Genomic DNA, 22,402 nt, shown 5'->3' on the forward strand with positions numbered 1-22,402 from the left:
TTTTTTCAAGCTTCCAATTCTTTAAACAGTTTTGCCGTTTGCCGCTTATAAATCCCAATTCCCGAAAGCAAAGTTCCTATCACGGTAGAGAGCAAGCCTGGCACAAACCCGATATAATAATCCATCGGTGTGATACGGGCCCGTATTTCTGAGGGCATCATGATTGCAGCACCTTCCATCATGCCGCTGATATCAATGCCATAAGTCTGGATCAGCCACGCAAAGAACAAGCCAAACATGGTTCCTACAACTGACCCTGCAAGGCCGATAAAAACTGATTCGTAGATCATGGTTCGGTAAACATGTCCTTTTTCTTCACCCATAGCCAGCCTGATCCCGATTTCGCCATAGCGGCGCAAACCTCCCAATAAACCGGCATTCCACAAAACAAGCGACATAGCAAACACAAATACCATCGAAATGTAAAGCGCCCATACTTTTGAAAGTGCAACATAGGTTCCCAAACCACCCTGCTGACTAAGGCTTTTCATTACAGGTGCAAATTCATCCGTGAGTTCTTCATGCTTTTCGTTGAAAGTTTTTGCAGTTTTTATGGCCAGGTCATCATCATAAAAATTTCCGGACAGGAAACCCACAATTTCACCTGCGGCATCATTCATATCGAGTGCAAATCTCACATCTTCGATATCAGCAATAACTGCGCCCCTGTCCATTGCTTCAATCCCAAAGGCCACGGTACCAGATATCTTAAAGTTGTGCATAATCATCGCAGCATTCATGGTTGAACTGATCAGTGTAACATCATCACCTGGAAATACATTGAGTTTTTGTGCAAATTCATCGCTCAATAATATTTCACCCGGGTTTTGGGGCAGCCCTCCCCGAACAACTGAGTTTCTGAGGTTCAAACGCTGTATTTCCTTCGAAGATGGTGATAAGAGATCAATCCCAAGCCCAAAGGCCGGGCCTTGAGACCTGGTCTCACCAGATTCATTGGGGGCGTCAATTAAACCACCAAACTGAATTCTTGAGGTCCAATCCATTAGAGGAAAATCACTTTGCAATTCTTCTTGAAGACTGCTGACTTCCAGTAGGGCAAGGTCGTTAGGGATCATGTCCATATTTTCTGCATAAGCTCGGGTCATCACCTTAACATGACCTGCGTTAAACCTGGCATTCATTTCAATGGCGTCGCCCATGAATCCGGTTATATATGCATGCATTAGCACAGTGAGCATCACACCTATGGCCACCACAATGATGGGCAACCTGCTGCGACTCTTATCGCGCAGCAATCCTTTGATCAGAAATTTTATCATTGCAGTTTCCCCCTTAATGCTTCAGTTGGGTTCATTTTTGCGATTTTCCTTGAAGGAATGTAGCTTACCACTGCCGTTGTGAGTGTTAGAAGTAATACGGTTGACACCACCAGCCCGACACTGTAAACCGGGAAAAGTGTTGGTGCCATCGCCATTCCAAACTGGCTGCTATCAACAGGCATGGTCCACCCGACTTTTGCCTGCCAGGCGAGAAACGGGATTCCGTAGGCAGCAGCAACGATGGCTGCCATCACCGCATGCATGGTTCCTTCAACTGTAAATAACCCCACTACTTCTCCTCTTGTATATCCAAGCGCAACATAAGTTCCGATTTCTTTCTGACGCCGGAAGATGGAAAGTACCTGGGTGTCGAAGATGGCAAGCATGGCAAGCAGGATTAAAATTCCATACATGATTGACTGGCCTACTGTCTTGCTCTTTATCATATCATCAACCTGTTTTGTCAGTTCTGACTTTGACTTTAGCATCCAGCCTGCGATTTCGGGCCGGGCAACTTGTTCGTTGCTGATAGTCATAACTGTGGCGTGATTTGGCAATAACATCATGTCCCATAGTTTTTCCAGGGGTATATAGATTTGTGAAGCTTCCGCTGCAGGAACATTGCTTGAGAAGATTTCCACGATCACTATTTCAGTTGCATCGAATGTGCCGTTCACATCGCGCCAACGCAAGGTTGTGTAATCACCAATTTTAAGACGGGCGCTGTTTGCGGTCATGGAACCTATAAAGACCGGGATCGCATCTGTTAAAGTATCAAGTTTATGCGAAGGCAATTTAAAGATGTTTTGCTCAGGGCGAATTCCTTTGATCATAATTGATTGCGTGCGCCCTTGCGGAAAAATACTGCCCTGCACGATGAGAAAAGGTTCCATTTCACCATTTGCGATTTCGGTACTAAATTCATCAGGAATTTGTGCATGGCTGTCAGTTAGGGTAAAAGGATCGAAAGGATCATAGTCTTCATGCCAATACTGGCCATGCCCGATTTCGTAGTTAGTCATATCGTTCTTGGCCTGGTAATCCCAACCGGTCATTACTCCTTTGAGCCAAATGATGATCACAAAGGAAAATGACAACACTATTACATTGAGCCAGGTTCTTAGCCCGGCGCCTATCAGATTGCGGTATGCAAGTTTGATTGCTAATAACATTGTTGCCGGATTTTAATTTGCTGAAATTATTTCGTCTTTATCAACCCTGCCGTCTAGCAGGAAGATTTTCCTTCGCAGGTAACTGATCACTTTGTCATCATGGGTGGCAAATAGAAAAGTTGTGTTTAGCTCACGGTTCAGATTTACCATGGTTTTAAGGATGTTATGCGAATTGGTTGCATCGAGGTTGGCGGTGGGCTCATCTGCAAGAACCAATGAAGGCCTTTTAACCATGGCTCGTGCAATGGCTACTCTCTGACATTCTCCACCTGAAAGCTGCGGCGGCTTTGATTTAACCTTATCTGTCAACCCAACCCATTCCAGTGCATCCATCACCATTTTTTTCCTCTCTGATGCCGAATAGCTGAGGAGCAATAACGGAAACTCAACGTTTTCAAATACTGTGTGAACCTGCAAAAGGTTGTAGCTCTGAAAAATGAACCCAAGGTTTTCTTTACGAAGCCGTGCAGCTTCCCTGGAGCTAAGTTTCCCGATTGATTTTCCAAGTACATTCACATCGCCCGAGGATGGCACATCCAGTGATCCTATTATGTTTAGAAGCGTTGTTTTTCCAGAGCCACTTGGACCAATCAGGCCGGCAAATTCCCCCTTCTCGAAATTCAGGTCAATGCCTTTAAGAGCAACAAACTCACCTTTTCCCATTGGGAATTTCTTGGTGAGATTTTGAATTTGAATTGTTTCCATTTTTTAAGTTTTATAGTATAATAAAATCGTTAATGATTATATACCACCATCACCTGCAACCCTTTACCGCCATAGAGCATCCTGTCAGTATTTTGTGCAGGCATGTTGTAAATTTCCGGATTCCAGTAGGCCATCAGGTTGAAATCGAACTTGTTAAATTGTTTCCCCCAGTTAATGAAGTTGTAAAATGAGTTATTCATCCAATCGTAGTAGATGATTGCCTGCAGATTATCAAAAATACTTACCGGATAACTGGTTGCTAAACCTGAGAACCAGTAGTTAGCGCTGAAAGCAAATGGTTTGCGGTCGAATGAAAAAAGAAGTTGCTCAAAAACCATGTTTAGGCCGTTCCCGATACCGAAAGTGTAATCCAAACCTACGTTGAAAATCTGCTGGTTCGTCAAGCTGCCCACATTTTTACTTTTGGTAATCCAGGCAGCTTCGAACCAAAGGCCAACTCCAACATCCCATTTGCCATCAATGCCGAAGCGGTTTTCAGCAACTTCATCAAAGGCAATTGAAGGGCTGTCAAACTTCCTCGTGTCAGCAACCCTGAAATGGTAGGTAAACGCAGTTTCTCCGCCGCCTAAGGGCGATTGATACCTGCCGCCAAATTCCGGATACTGTTGATCGGTTTTGCCGGTTTCCCACATTTTGGGTTCTTTGTTGCCCCATAGGCCCCAGATCCAGAGGTTCGCATTATTGAGAAAGTAATATCTTCCGAGTAATCCCCAAACACCATCGGTGAGCTGCAAGGGGTCGCGCGGATCAACCTGGTCGAACCACATGAGTGGCCTCAGCATCATTGCCGACCCGAAGTTTATTTTCTGCAAACCCAGGCGCAATTCAAACTGCTTGCCCGAATAGCGGGCCCAGGCACGATAGGGTTTGAGGTTGCCATCAGTTTCAAACTGACTAAATGGCTCCATACCCACATTACCGTATATGTTTGCCGATGCCTCAAAATCAATAAGGTTTTTTTGTGGAAGGTTTATACTATAGTTGAGTTGGGGAATGTAACGGCCACCTGTCCAAAGTTGCAATTCATTAGTTGGATTGTAATGCGTATAGGCTGATAGCTGCCCTTTGAATATAAGCGTATCTTGAGCGTTCGACAGGATCGCAAAAGAGAACATGAGCAATATCAGGTTTATTGTTTTCATTTCAGTTGCGGGGGGAAATTCCGTAAGCAATCAGATTGGCCAGTTCCATTATTAATTCCTGCGGATTGGCATACAGTTGCTGAACTTTCTCATCATTGGCAAGTTCAATCAGTTTCTGACCTGCGAACAGGATTATTTCTGGCTTAAAATCTTCACGAAACCAGCCCTTGTTTTGTCCCGATCTGAAATCTTCAATAATGTTTTGCCAGTATTCATTTGTTTTTTGCTCAATATAAGTTGATAAGCCCAGGTCGGGGTTGCGATAGAAATCCTGGATAAACTCATGGCTCACATCGGCTGTCCCTTCCATTTTAAGCGTTAATAATCCATGCATACGTTCGTTTACTGTCAGATCCTCAGTCATCAAATTCTTGAATTTATCCATCGCGCCCTCCACCACTGCATCAAACACAGCTTTTGCCAACTCAAGTTTGTTGGGGTAGTATTTGTAAAATGTCATCTTACTTATGTTGGCCTTCCGGCAAACCTCCTCGATGGTGACACGTTTGAAACCATGCTTCCAGAATAGATCGTGGGCGGTTTGCATCATGGCCTTGTATTTTGCAACGTTCTTAATAATATTCATTTGTTTAATCTTACGAATTGACAGCTAATGTACGATAAAATTAATATCAAACAATAAACGTAAGAAAAATATTTTTCTGTAATTTAAGTTCACATATTAAACCCCAGGTTCCTACACTTTTTTTTTCTAACCCCAAAGCATAATAACTTTGCGCCATGGCAAAATTTACAGAAATATCTGCAACCCTTCTATTTCGGCAAATGCGTTCACAACTTGAGTCAGAATACTCGCCCAATGAATCAAGGCAATTTGCCATGATTTTACTTGATCATTTTGCCGGAATAGATATCAGGGAAATGATCATCAATCCAGGCCGCATCGTGGAAAGATCAACGCAAGAAAAGATTAATCAATCTGTTTTACGGTTATTGAAGCATGAGCCAATTCAGTACATTACCGGCATCGCTCATTTTTGTGGCTATGAGTTTCGTGTAAACCCGGACGTGCTGATCCCAAGGCCAGAAACCGAAGAGCTGGTACGCTTGGTGCTGGAAGATTATGCTGATCAACACAATTTAAAGATTGCTGATTTGGGAACCGGCAGTGGCTGCATCGCCATTTCGTTGTGGCTCAGATTCCAGGATGCAAGTGTGGATGCTTTTGATATTTCTGCTGAAGCGCTAACAATTGCCAGGAAAAACAATATTGAATTTGGTGCAAGGGTTTCTTTTTTTCAAACTGACCTTTGTGATCCGAACCTATGGCCAAATGAAAACTATGATGTAATCGTAAGCAATCCGCCGTATATCCCGATTAAAAACAAAGAATTATTGCCCATCAATGTTGCCTGGTTCGAACCGGCGACTGCCCTTTTTGTGCCTGATAACGACCCGCTTCTATTTTATAGGATCATTGCTGATTTCGCAAACTCACGGCTTAAGAAAAATGGGCAAGTATATATGGAAGTACACGAAGATTTTGCCGATAAGGTTGTTGAGCTGTTTGTAAAATCAAGTTTCGATCCTGTAGTGCTCCGTAAGGATATCAACGGTAAGAACCGTATGGTGAAAGCACGGAAGTCAGCAGACCATACAGACTATTGAAATACTAGAACTTCTCAAAAACCAATACGCTACGGTTCACATTATAGATTTTCAGATAAGAAAGCCCGTTGGCCGGATTGGTGTAACTGAAATGCTCAATGCTTTCATCCACACGTCCCCAGCCTCCATATTCAGCATTGTCGGAGTTAAGCACAATGCGGTATTTGCCAGGTTCGGGAACCATAAATTCATAATCCGGAATGGAATTGTAAACATGGAAATTGAAAACGAATACCAAGCCACCCTTCTCAAAGATCATGGTTTTATTGTTTTCGTCCAGCATAAGCTGTTGGCCATATCCGGCTTGCAGGATTCGATGTTCTTTTATGACCGCTAGCATATCCTTGTCAAATGCAGCAAGGAACTTGTATTTCAGATCAGGATTATCCACCAACGACCATTGCCTACGTGCATACCAATGGCTCCAGTTATTGCCTTCCCTCGGAAAGTCTAACCATTCGGGATGGCCGAACTCATTGCCGATAAAATTCAGGTAAGCCTGTCCGCCCAGTGCAATTGTAACAAGCCTAATCATCTTATGCAGGGCGATACCGCGTTCAATCACGGGATGGCGATCGCCAACAGTCATGTGATCATACATTTCCTTATCCATAAGCCAGAAAGCGATAGTTTTATCGCCTACCATCGCCTGGTCGTGCGATTCGCAGTAGGCGATTGTGTTCACGTCTTCTTTCCGGTTGACCAGCACGTTCCAGATATCATTCACACTCCAATCCTCATCGCGTTTGTTTTTAAGTGTTGCGATCCAGAAATCGGGTATGCCCATGCCTAGCCGGTAATTAAACCCGATGCCGCCATCACGGATCGCACTTGTAAGACCCGGCATGCCAGTAACATCTTCAGCGATAGTAATTGCTTTAGGATTAATGGCATGTGCAAGTTTGTTGGCAAGTTGCAGGTAGGTTACAGCATCAAATTCAACGCCATCGGTAAAAAATTTCCATTGATCAAAATCACCGGCATTGCCAAAATGAAAATACATCATTGATCCCACCCCGTCAAAGCGGAAGCCATCGAAATGGAATTCCTGCATCCAGTATTTGATATTGCTCAGCAGGAAGCGTTGCACTTCTGTTTTACCGTAATCAAAAAGCCTTGAATCCCATTGCGGATGATTGCCACGCTCGCCACCATGACTGTAATGAAAATCGGTTCCATCAAAAGAATTGATACCTTCGAGAAAGTTTTTAACGGTATGACTGTGAATCATGTCCATGATTACAATCAGACCCATTTCATGCGCTGTTCTGATTAGCGTTTTCAAGTCTTCGGGAGTGCCAAAACGCGATGAAGGTGCAAAGAAATTCGAAACATGATAGCCGAATGAGCCATAATAAGGATGCTCCATCACCGCCATCAATTGTATGGCATTGTATCCGGCAGCCTTGATACGGGGAAGAACATTTTCTGTAAACTCATTCCAGGTTCCCACACCAGGATTTTCCTGAGCCATGCCTGGGTGACATTCATAAATAACCAGATCAGTGAGTGTTGCTAATGGAGATTTATCACCTTTCCAGTCAAACGGTTCGGGAAGCCAGACCTGGCCTGAAAAGTTTTTCGATTCTTCATCCTGCACTACCCTGCGGATATAAGCCGGAATGCGCTCGTATCTTCCGTTGGCGCCGTCAACAAGTACCTTTATTTTGCTGCCATGTGTGAAGCGGTTTTTATATTCTTTTTCCGTCAGAAATATTTCCCATATCCCAAAAGGGTTTTTCTGCATTGGGTGCGAACCGTAATCCCAATCATTGAAATCGCCGATGAGTTGCAGGGCAAAAGCGCCGGGAGCCCACTCACGGTAAATCCAGCCTTTGCGTTTGCTGTCGTAGTTTATGCCGAAGTGCTTATAGCCGTCGGCGAATTTCAATAAACTGCCAAAATCATTTTCAATCTGACTCAAACGTTGGCGGTAACGTTCCTGCCGCATCCAAACACCTTCGGCAACGGGTTCGAGCCAGGGATCTTTTTTAACAAGGGCCGGGATTGGGAAATTCTTGGTGTCCATATTTTATTGATCTGTTTATAGTGGCCAAATCTACGTAAAATTAATCATTGCAAGGTCTTGAGTTTTTGTGTCTACAACTTTAAGAATGCCTTGCCCAGGTTATCAATAATATCGCTCGCTATCAAAGCTTCGTAGCCTCTTTTTGCTGCGGCAAGATCGCCGGCAAACCCATGCAGGAAAGCGCCAGCCATACAAGTTGTAAGCGGTGAATAGCCTTGTGCCAGTAAGCCTAATAAAATACCGGTAAGCACGTCGCCGCTACCGCCGCTTGCCATACCCGGATTTCCCGTAGGATTAAAATAGCACGTCCCATCAGGGGTCGTAATTGAAGTAAACGCTCCTTTCAGGATCACGAAAACATTGTACTTAGCCGAAAATTGTTGCTGTAATTCCAGCCTGTCGAGTGAGTTATTGGATTTGGATGCGATGCGCTCAAATTCCTTAGGATGAGGGGTAAGAATTGATCCGGGTGGAAGAAATGATAACCAAGTCTTGTTCTCTCCAAGAATATTCAGGGCATCTGCATCGAGAATAAGCGGGGCGCGACAGTCTTGGATCAGTAGTTTTAAACCGGTTTTCGTCTGTTCCGCTGTCCCGATTCCCGGGCCAATTGCAATGGCATTGTATGGCTGAAGGTCTTTCACCCCTGAAAAATATTCCTGCTCTTCATCAATGCTTACCATAGCTTCGGGGAATGCTGTTTGCAAAATGTTATAACCTTTTGCCGGGATATGTGCCGTTAACAATCCGGCACCAGTTCGCATGCATGCCTTTGCAGCCAAAATAGCAGCTCCCATTTTTCCGTATGAACCTGCCACAAGCAAAGCATGCCCGAAATTGCCTTTGTGCGAAAACCTTTTCCTGGGTTTTAACAAAGCGGCAATGTCCCCGGCTTCAACAAGGAAATGATCAGTATCAGTAGATTGAATAAAATCAGGGTGCAAACCAATAGGCAATACTTCCCAGATTCCTGTATATTGTTCGCTTTCGGCAAAAAAGAAACTTAGTTTTGGAAACTGGAAAGTGAGTGTGTAATCAGCCTGGATGATGGCTCCATTCCTGCTATCAGGCAATTGATTGGCAAACATGCCCGAGGATATATCAATCGCGATCACCACCGCCCCGCTTTTGTTGATATGTCCGATAAGGTTTTCAGGGAAGGTATTTACTGGCTTTGATAATCCTGTGCCAAACATGGCATCTATCACCAGTTCATCCGGTTCGATAACCGGCAATTCATCACCACTTAGAACATCCTGGATCGGTGAAGGCCCTGATTCCTGCAACCGTTGCAGGTTAATAAGGAAGTCGTCGGAGCATTTTTCGGAGAATTTTACGAGGAAAACTTCACAATTATAACCTGCTTTTGTAAGCAAGCGGGCAATAACAAGCCCGTCGCCGCCATTGTTTCCGGTTCCGCAAAACAGTTTAATGCTTTTGCCAAATGGTTTCTTTTTTACGATCCAATCGTAGCAAAGGCCTGCGGCTCTTTCCATCAGATCAACCGAAGCTATTGGCTCATTGGTGATTGTAAATGTATCAGCCTCACGGATTTTTCCGGCTGGAAGTATTTTAATCATATTTGGTTCAGGTATGTGGCCTAATTTCTAATCTTGTTTTCGATTGCGTAAAGTTAGGGTAAAACTTGGAATCACACCACAAGGATGCCGAGAGTCAAACAAAACCCTCTTAAAAACAAGAACCCGCCGGAGCAGCGGGTTCCTGAACGATATGATTATTAGGAGGGGGAGGGAGGGAAAATGAACCTTTTGGTTCACCAGTACATCAGGCATCACCCTGCTGTACCATTTATACAAATCCTGCATGCAAATATGTAACATTCCGAAATGCCAAATGGAACAAATGTATATTCGTAGGGGTTTATTTATTATTCGTAGCACTTTTGCCAGTATTCGTAAAATTGAACACATTTTTTTCTCGTCTGCAAAGTGTATTTTTGCAGAAAATTGCAGCCAATTTCGAAAAAACATATGATTCAGGAATTACTCAATAAGGACTTTCTCGAAAAAGATGATCTTGCCGAGCTTTTGAACACCGGCGAGCAGGATCGAAAACTGATTTACCAGAAAGCTGCTGATGTGAAAGCTGCGTATGTTGGGCGCAAAGTGTATTACCGAGGGCTGGTAGAATATTCGAACCGTTGCAAGAAAAATTGTTTTTATTGTGGTGTGAGGGCAGGGAATCATAAGCTACATCGTTACGAACTCAGTGAAGAAGAAGTACTTGAAACTGCTAAATTCGCTTTTGAGAACAAATATGCATCTATGGTGATCCAATCCGGCGAGCGCTCCGACAAGTCTTTTATCCGTAAAATCGGTAAGATGCTTGTGAAAATCAAAGAACTCTCGGATGGGAAACTGGGGGTTACACTTTCATTGGGTGAGCAAACTGAAGATACCTACCGTTATTGGAACGAATGCGGTGCTCATCGTTATTTGCTCAGGATCGAAACTTCTAACCGTGACCTTTACAAGCGTCTGCATCCCGATAATATGCTTCACAGCTACGACAAACGAATTGAAGCCCTGCATTTTCTGCGTAAGACCAGCTACCAGGTTGGAACCGGCGTCATGATTGGCTTGCCCTTTCAAACTGTTGAACACCTGGCTGACGATTTGATTTTTTTCCGGGATCTCGATGTGGATATGGCAGGCATGGGACCTTACATTGAACATGAGCACACGCCATTGTATAAATATAAGGATCAGCTTCTGCCCAGGATTGAACGCTTCAACCTGAGCCTGAAAATGGTGGCCCTGCTTCGCATCATCATGAAAGACATTAATATTGCTGCCACCACAGCCATGCAGGCCATTGATCCACAAGGCCGTGAAAAAGCACTGATGGCAGGCGCTAATGTGATAATGCCCAACCTCACTCCCGTAAAGTACCGTGAAAACTACAAACTCTACGAAAACAAACCCTGCATTGATGAAGAAGCAGACGAATGCCGCAATTGCCTCGAAATTCGAATAAAGATGGCTGGCGACACCATAGGTTACAATGAATGGGGAGACTCAAAACACTTTATTGAACGCAAACAAAAAGCACGGAAAGAATCATAAAAGCATGGCCAGAAGAAAGTTACCGCTGCTTGAGAAGGCAGAAATAGTCAGTGCAGGTGCCGAAGGCAAAGCCCTGGCAAAAGTGGGAGGTATGGTTGTGTTCGTGCCCTTTGCTGCTCCGGGCGATATTGCCGATATTCAGGTAGTAAAAAAGAAAAAGTCATATTATGAAGGAAGGGTAACCAGGTTTCATGAATATTCTTCGTTGCGAACCAAGCCATTTTGCGAACACTTTGGTCTTTGTGGCGGATGCTCATGGCAACATATGGAATACCGGCATCAGTTGGCTTTCAAAAGACAACAAGTAATTGACAGCTTCCAGCGAATTGGCAAGTTTGAGTTCCCTGAAGTGGAGCAAACCCTGGGTTCGGAAAATGAAACACATTACCGCAATAAGCTGGAGTATACTTTCTCCACCCGTCGTTGGCTTACTGACCCGGATGGCCCCGATGTGGATCAGCAAGATATGAATGGCCTGGGCTTTCATATTCCCCGCCTTTTCGATCGCATACTCGACATCAACACTTGCTATCACCAGCCCGAGCCTTCAAATAGCATAAGGCTGGCCGTGAAAGCTTTTGCTCAGGAAAACACTTATGATTTTTACGACCACCGGAACCGGAAAGGCTTTCTCCGCAATCTGCTCATCCGCAATTCGAATACCGGCGAATTTATGGTCATACTTGTTGTGAACCACAACGACAAGGAAAAGATATTTGCCATGCTCGACCACCTCGGCTCACTGTTTCCACAAATCACATCGCTGGGATATGTTGTGAACACAAAACTCAACGACAGTCTGGGCGATCAGGTAGCGGTTCACCATCGCGGGAAGCCCTACATAACGGAGAAAATGGAAAATCTGCAATTCAGAATTGGTCCGCTCTCGTTTTTTCAGACCAACAGCAGCCAGGCCTATCAGCTTTACAGCATCGCCCGCGAAATGGCTGCATTAACAGGAAATGAAATTGTGTATGATCTTTATACAGGAGCTGGCACGATTGCCAATTTTGTAGCCGCTTCGGCAAAGAAAGTTATTGGCATTGAATACGTTGAAGCTTCTGTAAATGATGCCATTGAAAATGCAATGATCAACAACATTTCAAATACCAGCTTCTTTGCCGGTGATATGGCCAGGGTGCTGAACAACGACTTTGTTGCTGAGCACGGCACACCTGATGTGATAATTACCGACCCGCCCCGTGCCGGTATGCATGAAAATGTAATTAAGATGTTGCTGGAAATGATGCCTGCAAAAATTGTTTATGTCAGTTGCAACCCTGCAACCCAGGCCCGCGACATTGCATTGATGTCAGCACATTACAAGGTTCTGAAAGTGCAACCGGTTGATATGTTCCCGCACACACATCATATTGAGAATGTGGTGCTGCTGCAAAAACATTAGGTTTTAGAAAAGGAGTGCATCAGTCTTTTATACAGCGGACGGAAAGCCCTGAAATTTTTTCATCATCGTCCCGTTCCACTCCCTCGTTCTCAGATGCTAATAACCTGAACCAGGCATCGTCTCCTCCACTCTGGCTGGCCGACCACCAACTGCCTTCCTCGTTTACAGCCTCAAAGTTTCCGTTATCTTTTCGTATACCGCCAGGCAAGGCTGTGAAACCTGATTCGTTTGTTGCCCCTGTGTTGGGGTCTTCCCAATGAAAAATGCCGGTTTCTTTCAGTTTTCCACCTGCTATTCCATCACCACCAAGAAAATCCGTTAATATTGTCCAGTCAGCATCCGTAGGAACATGCCATCCGGTGGGACAGAGCATGCCAGTGTTTACTGCGAACCAGTTGTATAAGGCTCCATAGGAAACTCCAAAGAAAGCTTCGTCGTTTTCATACCAGCAGTAAGCTGCTGTGTTTAAATCCCGCCATTCATCACGATCGGTCACAAGCGGTATTCCATTGCCGTTATTGTATGTTGTTGTTTTCATGTTTTTAGCCATCCAGGTTTGTGTTCCGATGGTCACAACAGAGTAATTGTTCTCATCTTCATCGGTACATGCCACGAATTCAAAATTGACAGTCTGGCTTTGCGTAGGCAGCAAAGTGTACACAACTGTATGATCGCCTGAAAAACCTTTAAACAGAATCATTTCCCCTTCATCGTAAGCCATTTGAATCAACTCGGTTGTGTTTTTTAAGTCCTTATTCTGAGAAATTTCACTGCTTCCCCGATGGCGGATTTCCGGATTCCCGGAACTATTACCTAGTGCAATGAGTTTGGAGGAATAACTCCGTTCCGAAGCGACTACCATTACACTATATACGCCAGCACTCAGATTATTAATTTCGAATTTCTGAACTCCACGTTGAAGCGTAAGGCTCTGACCGACGACTAGAATACCTGTTTCATTAATGATTTCAATTCTAACCAACCCGGAATGCAGATTGTCATATTCAAGCCTGGTTGTTTCTATCATAGGGTTTGGGTACAGCCTCATGTTATCAATATCTGCTGTTATAGAGTTTATGCCTAACCCACTCACCAGATTTAAAATATCGTCACCGCTGATGGAAAGTGTTGTGCCCTGCGTCAGGTTCTCAACATAAACGCTATCAACTGAAGTGCTCGCACCCGAAGCAGTAAAATCAATCTGGTAATCCTGTGCTTGCATAACCGTAGCGGCAAGGGTAAATGATGCTAAAAATGTAAAAGTTTTCATAGTCTAAAAATTACAGGTTAATATGGTTTTATTATATCGTTCTGAACCAAAAAGCTATTAGTGTGCGAGCTCCATGAGTATATTGATTTCAAGGATTTGTGCCGTGATTTTTAATAACAGGGAGGGGTATTTATATCAGTATAAAAAATGAGCTTTGGGAACTCATGCTCAATCATTCCAGAACTATCATTTTTCGTGTTTCATTAAACCTTCCGCTTTTCAGCGTGTAGAAATACATTCCAGCTGTAAGCCTGAGATCAGATGTTGTTATTGAGTGTTTTCCGGCAGTTTGAAATTCGTTTACAAGGCTTGCAACTTCTTTTCCGACAAGATTATAAATGATCAATGAAACAAAGCCATCGTGCAGAATCTGGTATTCAATGGTTGTAGCGCTCGTAAAGGGATTTGGATGGTTCTGACCCAAATTATAATTCTGCTCCGTCGCATTCAATGATTCAACAAATGTTGTCCCAACATTAAACTGTCCGGTAGCAACAGTACTACCTGAATACGCCGCGTCAACTGCACGAACCGACCATTCATAAGATCCATCCTGCAGTTCGGTTAAAAGCCACTCTGTCACAGCACTAATACTTCCAGGTTGAGGAAGGCGATTTGGCAAATCTACAGGCATGTTATTGTGGTAAAGTTCGAGATCATAAGTAAGCGCCAGGCTGGGGGTATGATCATCTGTGGCGGCAATCCACGATAGCAGCATAATATTTTCTCCCTGTGGAATTACTTCCAGTCCTGTTGGTGAACTTGGCGGACTGTTCACATTCTCGGCATCATTGCGATAAATATGCATCTGCGCTTCTACAAGGCCATTTCCGCCGGGTACAAAGTATCGGCCTGCAATGAAGTAATCCAGATCGCCATCATTGTCGAGGTCGAACCATGAAAAAGTACCACCGGTTGAACCGCTGGAACGTGGCGCAGGCAAATCGTTTTCTGAATCCGTGAAAACCCCGTTATCATTGATATAAATCTTAGTCCTTCCTTCAATCTGAGAGCCAGGGTTGTAGGTTCCGGCCAAAAGAATATCCATGTCACCATCAGAATCATAATCAGCCCAGGTGGCGGCCGTAAGGTCAAACCAACCTTCACAGGAAATGCATTCAAGAACGTCTATTGTTTCATAAGTTCCGGAATTATTCTTATAGATGCGGAGAACCATGTTGTAAGTTCCATTGGTTTCTTTTATGTTTCCTACAACCAGGATATCCAGATCACCATCGCCATCATAATCTCCCCATTGGGCTTCGCCATGTTCAACACTCAGCGAACCAAGAATATCCTCGCCTGTAAACACTCCGTTACCCTGGTTCGTATAAATCCGAATGAACCCATCGTCGGTAAGTGGTGTGATATTAACGAGTAGCAGATCAAGATCACCATCACCATCATGGTCAGCCCAGGCACTTTGAGCATGCGCAGTAGGAGCAAAAACCGAGTCAATTTCTGTGAAATTCCAACCAGCTGTTCCATTCGGGCCATCATTTCGCATCAATGCGGTTCGGTATGAAAAAGTGTTAAAATCATATACTGAAGGTATGAGTAGATCAAGATCGCCATCATTATCATAATCAGCCCATGTAATTGAGCGCAGGTCAAAATCGGCTTGATCATTATCCTCCCAGTAGCCCGGGAGTTCAGTGTCAGACAATACCAATGTTCCGGCATCGTTGCGGTAAAGCACAGTGTTTCCGTTTGTTCCGACCACTAAATCGAGATCACCATCACCATCCACATCGCTCCAGGCAAGATCGGATGAACCTATCGCAAGATCGCCGAGAGGCACGTCAATGTAAGAAAATTCCCATTCAGCAGCGCCAGCAGGCCCATCGTTACGGATCAAAACCAGTTTATGTTCCACACTCTGATTATAAACCACATAATATCCAAGCACAGCAATATCGAGATCGCCATCATTATCGTAATCGGCAGGAGCAGTAGTAACAACCCAGAAATCTTCTTCCTGTGGAGTGACAAACAATGAATCCCATGGTGTAACTTCAGTAAAATCACCGAATATACCGCCCGGGCCGGGTTGCACTACAATTGCTTGCCCGACGCTCCCGGTTTCTCCATCATCGTCAGTAACCGTAAGATATACAATATACGTGTTCGCTGTATCAAATGTGTGAGTGGGGTTTTGTTCGGAGGAACTGTTGCCATCACCAAAATTCCAGTTCCAGCTAACAACTGTGCCATCGGGGTCGTAACTGGCTTCATCAAAAGCGACTGTAAGTCCCGTGGTGATAAACTCAAAAGAAGCAACCGGTGGTAAATTAAGAGGTGGCGGTGGCGAACCGGTAAAATATTCAATATAACCCTGGTAACCCACTGTCCATGCTTCGCCATCCGGGCTTGCCGCAATTGCATAGAATGATTCAAATCCTTCCGATCCAATTTGCATCACAGCCCAATTCTGACCTCCGGTAGCCGTGTAATATGCTACATCATTGCTTGTGCTTAGCCAGAATTCATTTGGCCCAAGCAGATAGATATCAGTGAAAGTATGATTGCTGTGCGGGGTTGTCAAAATATCCCAGGTAATGCCGCCATCATTCGTACGGAAAACATAACCCCACATTCCTACTGCATACCCAATATTTTCATTGTAAAAGTCCATATCATTGATCTGGAGCGGGTCAGCAGGAAGATCGCCTTGTATCCATGTGCTTCCTCCATCGTGACTTCTATAATACCGGCCGCCAACATTTGCTGCCCAGATGTTCGTTCCAACAACATCCACTTTAACATAGTACCCGAGAAAATCAGTGACAGCTATCCATGAATTACCGCCGTCAGTTGTATGGTAGAGTGCGCCGGTATTAGAACTTTGGCCAATCACCCATCCATCAAGCATTGTTGAGAAGTGTACATCCTTTGCGCTGGCCAGGAATGCAGGTTTGGTGGTAGCAGCCACCCAGGTATCGCCACCATCTGTGGATTTATAAACCCATCCTTCTTCATCTAAAACTACCGCTTCGGTAGAAGAAAGGATATGAACGGCTGCAAGGTCATTGGGGGTAAAAACTTCATCCAGTATCCATGGCGAGGTGCCGTCGCCCTTTAAAAGCGTTCCATTATCACCCACAATGATCATGTCACCATCGGGAAACCGGTCAATATCCTGCAAGGATTCGCCGGTTCCACTTGATATCTGAAACCAGGAAGCGCCGCCATCAGTAGTTTTTATTACGAACCCGGCGCCATAACCAAAGTAACCAACTTGAGAAGATTCGAAGGCCGGAACGGTACTGCTCAAATATCCAGGCTTTTGGCCACGTGATATAAATGATTGGGTCCAGGTAAGACCCGAATCAGAAGAAAAATACATATTCCCTTCCAGTCCTGCAGCTACTATATTTTGCGAACCCGAAACTGTGATAGCGTAAACTCCGTCAGGAATTACCTCATCCAGATCAGTCCAGGTTAGACCTCCATCCGTGGAACGGAACATTCTGTCGTCATAGTCAGGATAATTGCCGCTGCGCCCCCATGCCAGGACAATATCCGCTGAGACAACCACAAGATACTTGCGCTCACGGGCTGAATCAACTGAGCTCCAGTTAAGCCCGCCGTCGGTTGAGCGGATAAAAGTGTCATCAGCGATTCCAATGGCGATGTTGTCTGATAGAAATGCAATATCCGTAGGATTACCTGAATATACGGAGGCAAAGTTAGAACCTCCATCAGTGGTTCGGTAAATGGCGGTATTGGATATTCCAAGTCCGGTTGTGCCGTTAATAAAGTCGAAGGCATGAATTTCATTTGGCGAAACTACCCAATTCATTCCACCATCGTAACTGATATATTGTCCGAAATTACCGGCGGCCAATCCAAAAGAGGCAGTATAAAATTCCATGAAATACGTTGATCCCAGGGATGGGATTTGAGTCCAGTTGGTACCTCCATTGGTGGTTCGGTATTGTTCGTTGCCAAAAGCCCAACCGTTGAGGTTGTCATAAAAAAACAATCCATAGAAAGAGCTACCTAAACTTGCAGGAACATCAAGCTGAACCCAGGTAATCCCACCATCATTTGATTCAAACAGGGAACCGCCATTATCAAATGAATCATCTTCGGTTGCTAGGAATACCCTGTCTGTTGCGGGCGCAGCAGTACCTCTGATATCGAGGTGAGTGGGGACGGGGCTTTGCGTTGTCCACTGTGCACTAACACTTGTTGTTAAAATAGCCAGGGTGAAGGTTAGCAGATAATACAAATTGTGCGATGGGTAAAATCCGCAACCTCCGGTTTTTTGAGGAGTAGTTTTCTTAAACATGTGATGATTTTTCTCGTTATTTTGAATCTATCTAAATAAAACACGGGAATTATCCTTTTGTTCTGAGCTGGATTTTTTTTGAACCGTGTAAGAATGTGTAATTATATTGCTAATCATTACAATACTTCCATTTCGAATTGAAATTTGATATTATATCGTCTAATAAAATATGAGACTTTCATCAACAGTTGCGATTAATTCTTTTTCTCAACAATAAGTCTGTGGAGATCCAACCCAGGTTAAGAAAAACGCAGGAATAGAGGCAGATAAGATTATTATTTCAGACTAAAGTAGCCCGACAAAAGCTCTCCGGTAAGGTCTGGATCAGCTTACTAATACTGTGGAATCAGGCTTTTTGAACGATTCTCAGAAACTTGACAATGTGATAAAAAAATGAGCTGAATAGGCAATACACGATCACTCAGGATTTTCGTGCATCAACAGTTGGCTCAGAATATCATCTGTTTTCATCTCAAACACATCAATAATCACTTTTGCCTGATTGTAAAATTTTTCTCTTTCGATCAGGTGGCTTGTTACCGTTTCCAGCAACTCTTTTTTATCAAGCCCCTTCAGCTTTGGCCTCCGGTAACGGAAAGGTGAGTTGCTGAGGCGGCTGGCAAGTACTGCCGGCGGAAGTTTTAGGTAAACGGTAGTTCCATTACGGTTCATCAAATCTATATTATTGAAGAAACAAGGCGTGCCTCCACCTGTTGAGATCACAATTTTGCCGTGTTTTTCAATTACTTCCTTCAGCACTTCGTGTTCAAGCTTGCGAAAGGAATCTTCGCCGTAGCGTTCAAAAAATAGAGTGATGCTTGTACGGAATTTTTGCTCGAAATATTCATCCAGGTCAATGAAATCCAGCTTCAACTTGTTTGCAAGTCTCTTGCCAAGTGTGGATTTCCCGCTACCCATATAACCGGTTAAGAATATTCTCATCAGCTTTCAGTGAAAGGGTAAAAATAGCAAAAAGCACTCGTCTACGTTTGTATGTGCCGGAATTGTGTAATTTTAATTTTTGAACCAGCAACCAGAACAACTGTATGACAACCATATGACAATTGTATGACCCAAATCGAGTAACCAGCAACCAGTAACCATTAACCAGCAACCAACAACCACTCATCCTCCCATGCCACTAAAAAACATTTTAGTAAAATACTGGGGCCATTCAGCTTTCAGGCCTTTGCAGGAAGAGATCATTCAATCTGTTCTGGATGGGAAAGATACGCTTGCATTGTTGCCGACAGGAGGAGGTAAATCCATCTGCTTCCAGGTTCCTGCCTTGGCAAAAGAAGGCTTGTGTTTGGTGATCACACCTTTGATTGCACTTATGCAGGACCAGGTTGAAAATCTCAAGCGCAAAAATATCAATGCCGTAGCAATCTACAGCGGGATGCACCGCAACCAGATCGAACTCGCGTTGGATAATTGTATGTTTGGCGATGTTAAATTCCTGTATCTCTCACCAGAACGGCTTGAAACAGAAAAGTTCCGCGCGGTGTTGAACCGGCTGAATGTAAATATCATTGCTGTTGATGAGGCACATTGCATTTCGCAATGGGGATATGACTTCAGGCCGCCTTACCTCCGCATTGCCGCCATCAGGGAGTTTTTGCCCAATGTTCCGGTGCTGGCCTTAACAGCCACCGCCACTCCCGATGTTGTAAAAGACATCCAGGAAAAATTAGGGTTCGCAAAAGAAAATCTTTTTCAGAAAAGCTTTGAGCGAACCAATCTAACCTATGTGGTTCAAAATGAAGAGAACAAACTGGGGCGCCTGCTTAAAATCTGCAACCGTATTCAGGGGACTGGCATTGTGTATGTCCGTAATCGTCGGCGAACCAAGGAGATTTCAGATTTTCTGAATACCCAGAAGATTTCATCCGACTTTTATCATGCCGGCCTTGATCCTGCCACCCGGGATAAGCGCCAGACAGCCTGGATGAATGGCCAAACGAGGGTTGTTGTCTCAACCAATGCTTTTGGGATGGGGATTGATAAACCCAATGTGCGTTTTGTGGTTCACATGGATTTGCCCGATAGCCTTGAAGCGTATTTCCAGGAAGCTGGCAGGGGAGGGCGCGATGGCCTTCAATCTTATGCCGTTGTGCTGTATGAAAATTCGGATGTTTTTGATCTCAAGCACAACCTTGCCCTTTCATACCCGGCCATTGATGTGGTAAAGAAAGTGTATCATTCGTTGGGTAATTATTTTCAGCTCGCAACCGGAGGTGGCAAAGACAGGGGATTTGACTTTGAATTATCAGAATTTTGCAATCAATACAAACTAAACCAGGTGATAGCCTTCAATGCGTTGAAATTTCTTGAAAAAGAAGGATACATCATGCTTAGCGAAGATGTTGGAGCGCCATCTCTTGTGCATATCAAAACCAAGAAAGAAAACCTTTATCGTTTCCAGGTTGAGAACCCTGTATATGATGCGTTTATTAAACTGCTGCTACGCTCTTACAGTGGACTTTTCACGATGTTTGTGCGCATCAGCGAAGCAGAAATTGCCCGTCGTATGCCCATGCAGTTAAGCGATGTTATTAAAACCTTGCAGGTGCTGAACCAATTCGGACTTATCACCTATGTGCCCCGAAAAAACAAACCGCAGCTTATTTATCTTACCGAACGCCTCGATGTCAGCTCATTGCAAATATCAAAACAGCACTATCACGACCGCATGAAATCGGCGGAAAAGCGAGTTGAAAGCGTGATCAATTACGTGAGTGGTACAAATAAATGCCGGAGTCAGCTCTTGCTGGAGTATTTTGGTGAAAAAAGCAGCCAGCGTTGTGGCAGATGCGATGTATGCATTGAGCGCAATAAACTTGAACTAAGCGACTTTGAGTTCAAAAAAGTGGCTGAACAACTTGAACCCCTCATCACAGGCAAGGCTTTGAACCTTGAAGAAATTGTTGACAGCATCAAAGGCCTGAACGACGACAAAGTAATAAAGGCATTTCGCTGGCTGCTTGATAACGATAAAATAGTTGCCACGGCTGACAATCGCTTTTTTTGGGCAAGGAAGGGGAATGGGGAGTAGTGAATGGTGTTGGGTTAATTTGTCAATTGGTTAATCGGTTTGGAGTATTGGAGTGATGGAGTAATGGGGTAATGGATTTGTTAATTCAAAATTCCAGATTTAAGATTCGTAAATCTACAAATGATAGCCATTTTGAATCGAACTTTGGATTTCGGACTTTGATCCTTGGTTGATTAGCGCACAGTATACTCAAGGCCGATAGCCTCGCCAGAGGCTAAATATTGGTAGCGAATGATGATCAGCAAACAGTATCTTCAAAACCGATAGCCCCGCCAGGGGCTAAATGTTGGTAGAAAAAAAATAATCCCAAATCCGTTAAGCCCGCCAGCGGCGGGCGACATGTATTTATTTCTTTTTTAGCAATTTCATTTTCTTTTTTCGGATTCATTTTTATTGATTCCGTGTTTTATTGCCATAAGCCCACACCAGAAAATCCTTCATTGCAATAGCCCAGGTTTCAGGATGATGTTTCCCGCCCTCAATTTCCAGGTATTTTATTCTTTCGCCGTTCAGGATATTTTGTTTCTCCAGCTCTTTGATCAGGTCGAGTGTATCATCAATAGAATCAATAACACCGTTGCCATTGCGGTCGCTTTTTTCATCGAGGGTTCCGGTTTGAAACCAAAATTTTAAGCTGGCAGGAGCATTTTCAGTTGTACGAACTATATCATGTGCAATTCTGAATCTATCAACATTCCGCCCTTTTTTCCACTCTCGTGTTCGCCACCAGAAACTACCGGAAAAGCAACCTACATTTCCAAAATGATCAGAGTTGTTCCAAGCAATGTCAAAAGCTGATAGCGCTCCCAGGCTGTAGCCTGCGATGCTATTGTGCGAACTTTTTTCAGAAACTGGTAGCCAGGTTCCCAAATGTGGAATGAATTCGTGCAATAAAAATCGGGTGTATAATCCAGCCTTGGAACCCCGCCCCGCATAGTCGCCTTGTTGCGCAATCCCGTATTCCTGCATTCTTTCACCGGCATAAACTCCGGCGACAATGATGGGTTCTATCAGGTTCTCACCGGTTAATAATTCAAGTGTTTCTTTGATCTTTATCGAACCGCTTTCCTGACCATCGTTCAGGATCAGCAAAGGGTATGTTTTGCCTGCGATCAAAACTTCCGGGTAGAAGACTTTATAAGTGATTCTCCGATCCAGGGCTTTACTTTTACAGTAAGCTTTGAGTTTTTCAGTGTAGCGCAATTTCTTTCCGTTGTGTTGTAAGGCGTGGAACAATATTACACTCTTTTTGTTTATTGCGAATGATTTCAAAACATGTTCTCTGTTTTCATGCAATGAATATTAACCAATCCA

General features: G+C 44.1%; 16 protein-coding genes. 4 read left to right on the plus strand and 12 right to left on the minus strand.

Features of this window, described 5'->3' with window-relative positions:
* Positions 1-5: 5 nt before the first annotated feature.
* The 5 genes from IH597_15215 to IH597_15235 all read right to left on the minus strand — a co-directional run bounded on the left by IH597_15215 (position 6) and on the right by IH597_15235 (position 4,906).
* Positions 6-1,280, minus strand: a complete 1,275-nt coding sequence (locus tag IH597_15215; GenBank protein MBE0663804.1) for an ABC transporter permease — start codon at positions 1,278-1,280, stop codon at positions 6-8.
* Entirely contained in the window at positions 1,277-2,452 is a 1,176-nt protein-coding gene (locus tag IH597_15220; protein MBE0663805.1) for an FtsX-like permease family protein, read from the minus strand. The genes IH597_15215 and IH597_15220 overlap by 4 nt, the downstream gene beginning before the upstream one ends.
* 12 nt (positions 2,453-2,464) lie before the next feature.
* Positions 2,465-3,157, minus strand: a complete 693-nt coding sequence (locus tag IH597_15225; protein ID MBE0663806.1) for an ABC transporter ATP-binding protein — start codon at positions 3,155-3,157, stop codon at positions 2,465-2,467.
* 29 nt (positions 3,158-3,186) lie between these two features.
* Complete coding sequence (locus IH597_15230) at positions 3,187-4,251, minus strand: hypothetical protein (protein MBE0663807.1); 1,065 nt, start codon at positions 4,249-4,251, stop codon at positions 3,187-3,189.
* 70 nt (positions 4,252-4,321) lie between these two features.
* Entirely contained in the window at positions 4,322-4,906 is a 585-nt protein-coding gene (locus IH597_15235) for a TetR/AcrR family transcriptional regulator (GenBank protein MBE0663808.1), read from the minus strand.
* 155 nt (positions 4,907-5,061) lie between these two features.
* Between IH597_15235 and prmC the strand changes: the two genes are divergently transcribed.
* Positions 5,062-5,949: a peptide chain release factor N(5)-glutamine methyltransferase gene (prmC, locus tag IH597_15240; GenBank protein ID MBE0663809.1), complete on the plus strand. Its 888-nt coding sequence runs from the start codon at positions 5,062-5,064 to the stop codon at positions 5,947-5,949.
* A 4-nt stretch (positions 5,950-5,953) separates the two neighbouring features.
* On the opposite strand, the gene IH597_15245 is transcribed toward prmC, so the two are convergent.
* The gene (locus IH597_15245; protein ID MBE0663810.1) at positions 5,954-7,978 is read right to left on the minus strand and encodes an alpha amylase C-terminal domain-containing protein; all 2,025 of its coding nucleotides are present in this window, start codon (positions 7,976-7,978) and stop codon (positions 5,954-5,956) included.
* 71 nt (positions 7,979-8,049) lie between these two features.
* Positions 8,050-9,558 (minus strand): NAD(P)H-hydrate dehydratase, encoded by a 1,509-nt coding sequence (locus tag IH597_15250; protein MBE0663811.1) that lies wholly within the window; start codon positions 9,556-9,558, stop codon positions 8,050-8,052.
* 411 nt (positions 9,559-9,969) lie between these two features.
* Between IH597_15250 and hydE the strand changes: the two genes are divergently transcribed.
* Together hydE and rlmD are read left to right on the plus strand one after the other, a co-directional pair.
* Positions 9,970-11,064 (plus strand): [FeFe] hydrogenase H-cluster radical SAM maturase HydE, encoded by a 1,095-nt coding sequence (hydE, locus tag IH597_15255; protein ID MBE0663812.1) that lies wholly within the window; start codon positions 9,970-9,972, stop codon positions 11,062-11,064.
* A 4-nt stretch (positions 11,065-11,068) separates the two neighbouring features.
* Positions 11,069-12,469 carry a 23S rRNA (uracil(1939)-C(5))-methyltransferase RlmD gene (gene rlmD / locus IH597_15260; GenBank protein ID MBE0663813.1) on the plus strand — a complete coding sequence of 467 codons (1,401 nt, stop codon included), beginning with the start codon at positions 11,069-11,071 and terminating at the stop codon, positions 12,467-12,469.
* A 19-nt stretch (positions 12,470-12,488) separates the two neighbouring features.
* Here the strand turns inward: rlmD and IH597_15265 are convergent, their stop codons facing one another.
* The 3 genes from IH597_15265 to IH597_15275 form a co-directional block, all read right to left on the minus strand.
* Positions 12,489-13,739, minus strand: coding sequence for a T9SS type A sorting domain-containing protein (locus tag IH597_15265; GenBank protein ID MBE0663814.1), 1,251 nt, complete (start codon positions 13,737-13,739; stop codon positions 12,489-12,491).
* A 172-nt stretch (positions 13,740-13,911) separates the two neighbouring features.
* Entirely contained in the window at positions 13,912-18,033 is a 4,122-nt protein-coding gene (locus tag IH597_15270; GenBank protein ID MBE0663815.1) for a VCBS repeat-containing protein, read from the minus strand.
* Between the two features lie 417 nt (positions 18,034-18,450).
* A complete protein-coding gene (locus IH597_15275; protein ID MBE0663816.1) occupies positions 18,451-18,975 on the minus strand; it encodes a shikimate kinase in 525 nt (174 codons plus the stop codon).
* Between the two features lie 193 nt (positions 18,976-19,168).
* On the opposite strand from IH597_15275, the gene IH597_15280 reads away from it, so the two are divergent.
* On the plus strand, positions 19,169-21,088 hold the full coding sequence (locus tag IH597_15280; GenBank protein ID MBE0663817.1) for a RecQ family ATP-dependent DNA helicase: 1,920 nt from the start codon (positions 19,169-19,171) through the stop codon (positions 21,086-21,088).
* A gap of 238 nt (positions 21,089-21,326) precedes the next feature.
* Here the strand turns inward: IH597_15280 and IH597_15285 are convergent, their stop codons facing one another.
* Positions 21,327-21,476 carry a hypothetical protein gene (locus tag IH597_15285; GenBank protein ID MBE0663818.1) on the minus strand — a complete coding sequence of 50 codons (150 nt, stop codon included), beginning with the start codon at positions 21,474-21,476 and terminating at the stop codon, positions 21,327-21,329.
* Between the two features lie 2 nt (positions 21,477-21,478).
* A complete protein-coding gene (locus IH597_15290) occupies positions 21,479-22,324 on the minus strand; it encodes an esterase family protein (GenBank protein MBE0663819.1) in 846 nt (281 codons plus the stop codon).
* Positions 22,325-22,402 lie beyond the last annotated feature (78 nt).

This window comes from Bacteroidales bacterium (assembly GCA_014860575.1).
Lineage (GTDB): Bacteria > Bacteroidota > Bacteroidia > Bacteroidales > JAAYJT01 > JAAYJT01.

Excerpts from the sequence above, each read along its gene's own strand:
- IH597_15215 (MBE0663804.1), bottom strand. The coding sequence starts at position 1,280 with ATGATAAAATTTCTGATCAAAGGATTGCTGCGCGATAAGAGTCGCAGC.
- IH597_15220 (MBE0663805.1), bottom strand. The coding sequence starts at position 2,452 with ATGTTATTAGCAATCAAACTTGCATACCGCAATCTGATAGGCGCCGGG.
- IH597_15225 (MBE0663806.1), bottom strand. The coding sequence starts at position 3,157 with ATGGAAACAATTCAAATTCAAAATCTCACCAAGAAATTCCCAATGGGA.
- IH597_15235 (MBE0663808.1), bottom strand. The coding sequence starts at position 4,906 with ATGAATATTATTAAGAACGTTGCAAAATACAAGGCCATGATGCAAACC.
- prmC (MBE0663809.1), top strand. The coding sequence starts at position 5,062 with ATGGCAAAATTTACAGAAATATCTGCAACCCTTCTATTTCGGCAAATG.
- IH597_15245 (MBE0663810.1), bottom strand. The coding sequence starts at position 7,978 with ATGGACACCAAGAATTTCCCAATCCCGGCCCTTGTTAAAAAAGATCCC.
- IH597_15250 (MBE0663811.1), bottom strand. The coding sequence starts at position 9,558 with ATGATTAAAATACTTCCAGCCGGAAAAATCCGTGAGGCTGATACATTT.
- hydE (MBE0663812.1), top strand. The coding sequence starts at position 9,970 with ATGATTCAGGAATTACTCAATAAGGACTTTCTCGAAAAAGATGATCTT.
- rlmD (MBE0663813.1), top strand. The coding sequence starts at position 11,069 with ATGGCCAGAAGAAAGTTACCGCTGCTTGAGAAGGCAGAAATAGTCAGT.
- IH597_15265 (MBE0663814.1), bottom strand. The coding sequence starts at position 13,739 with ATGAAAACTTTTACATTTTTAGCATCATTTACCCTTGCCGCTACGGTT.
- IH597_15270 (MBE0663815.1), bottom strand. The coding sequence starts at position 18,033 with ATGTTTAAGAAAACTACTCCTCAAAAAACCGGAGGTTGCGGATTTTAC.
- IH597_15275 (MBE0663816.1), bottom strand. The coding sequence starts at position 18,975 with ATGAGAATATTCTTAACCGGTTATATGGGTAGCGGGAAATCCACACTT.
- IH597_15280 (MBE0663817.1), top strand. The coding sequence starts at position 19,169 with ATGCCACTAAAAAACATTTTAGTAAAATACTGGGGCCATTCAGCTTTC.
- IH597_15285 (MBE0663818.1), bottom strand. The coding sequence starts at position 21,476 with ATGAATCCGAAAAAAGAAAATGAAATTGCTAAAAAAGAAATAAATACA.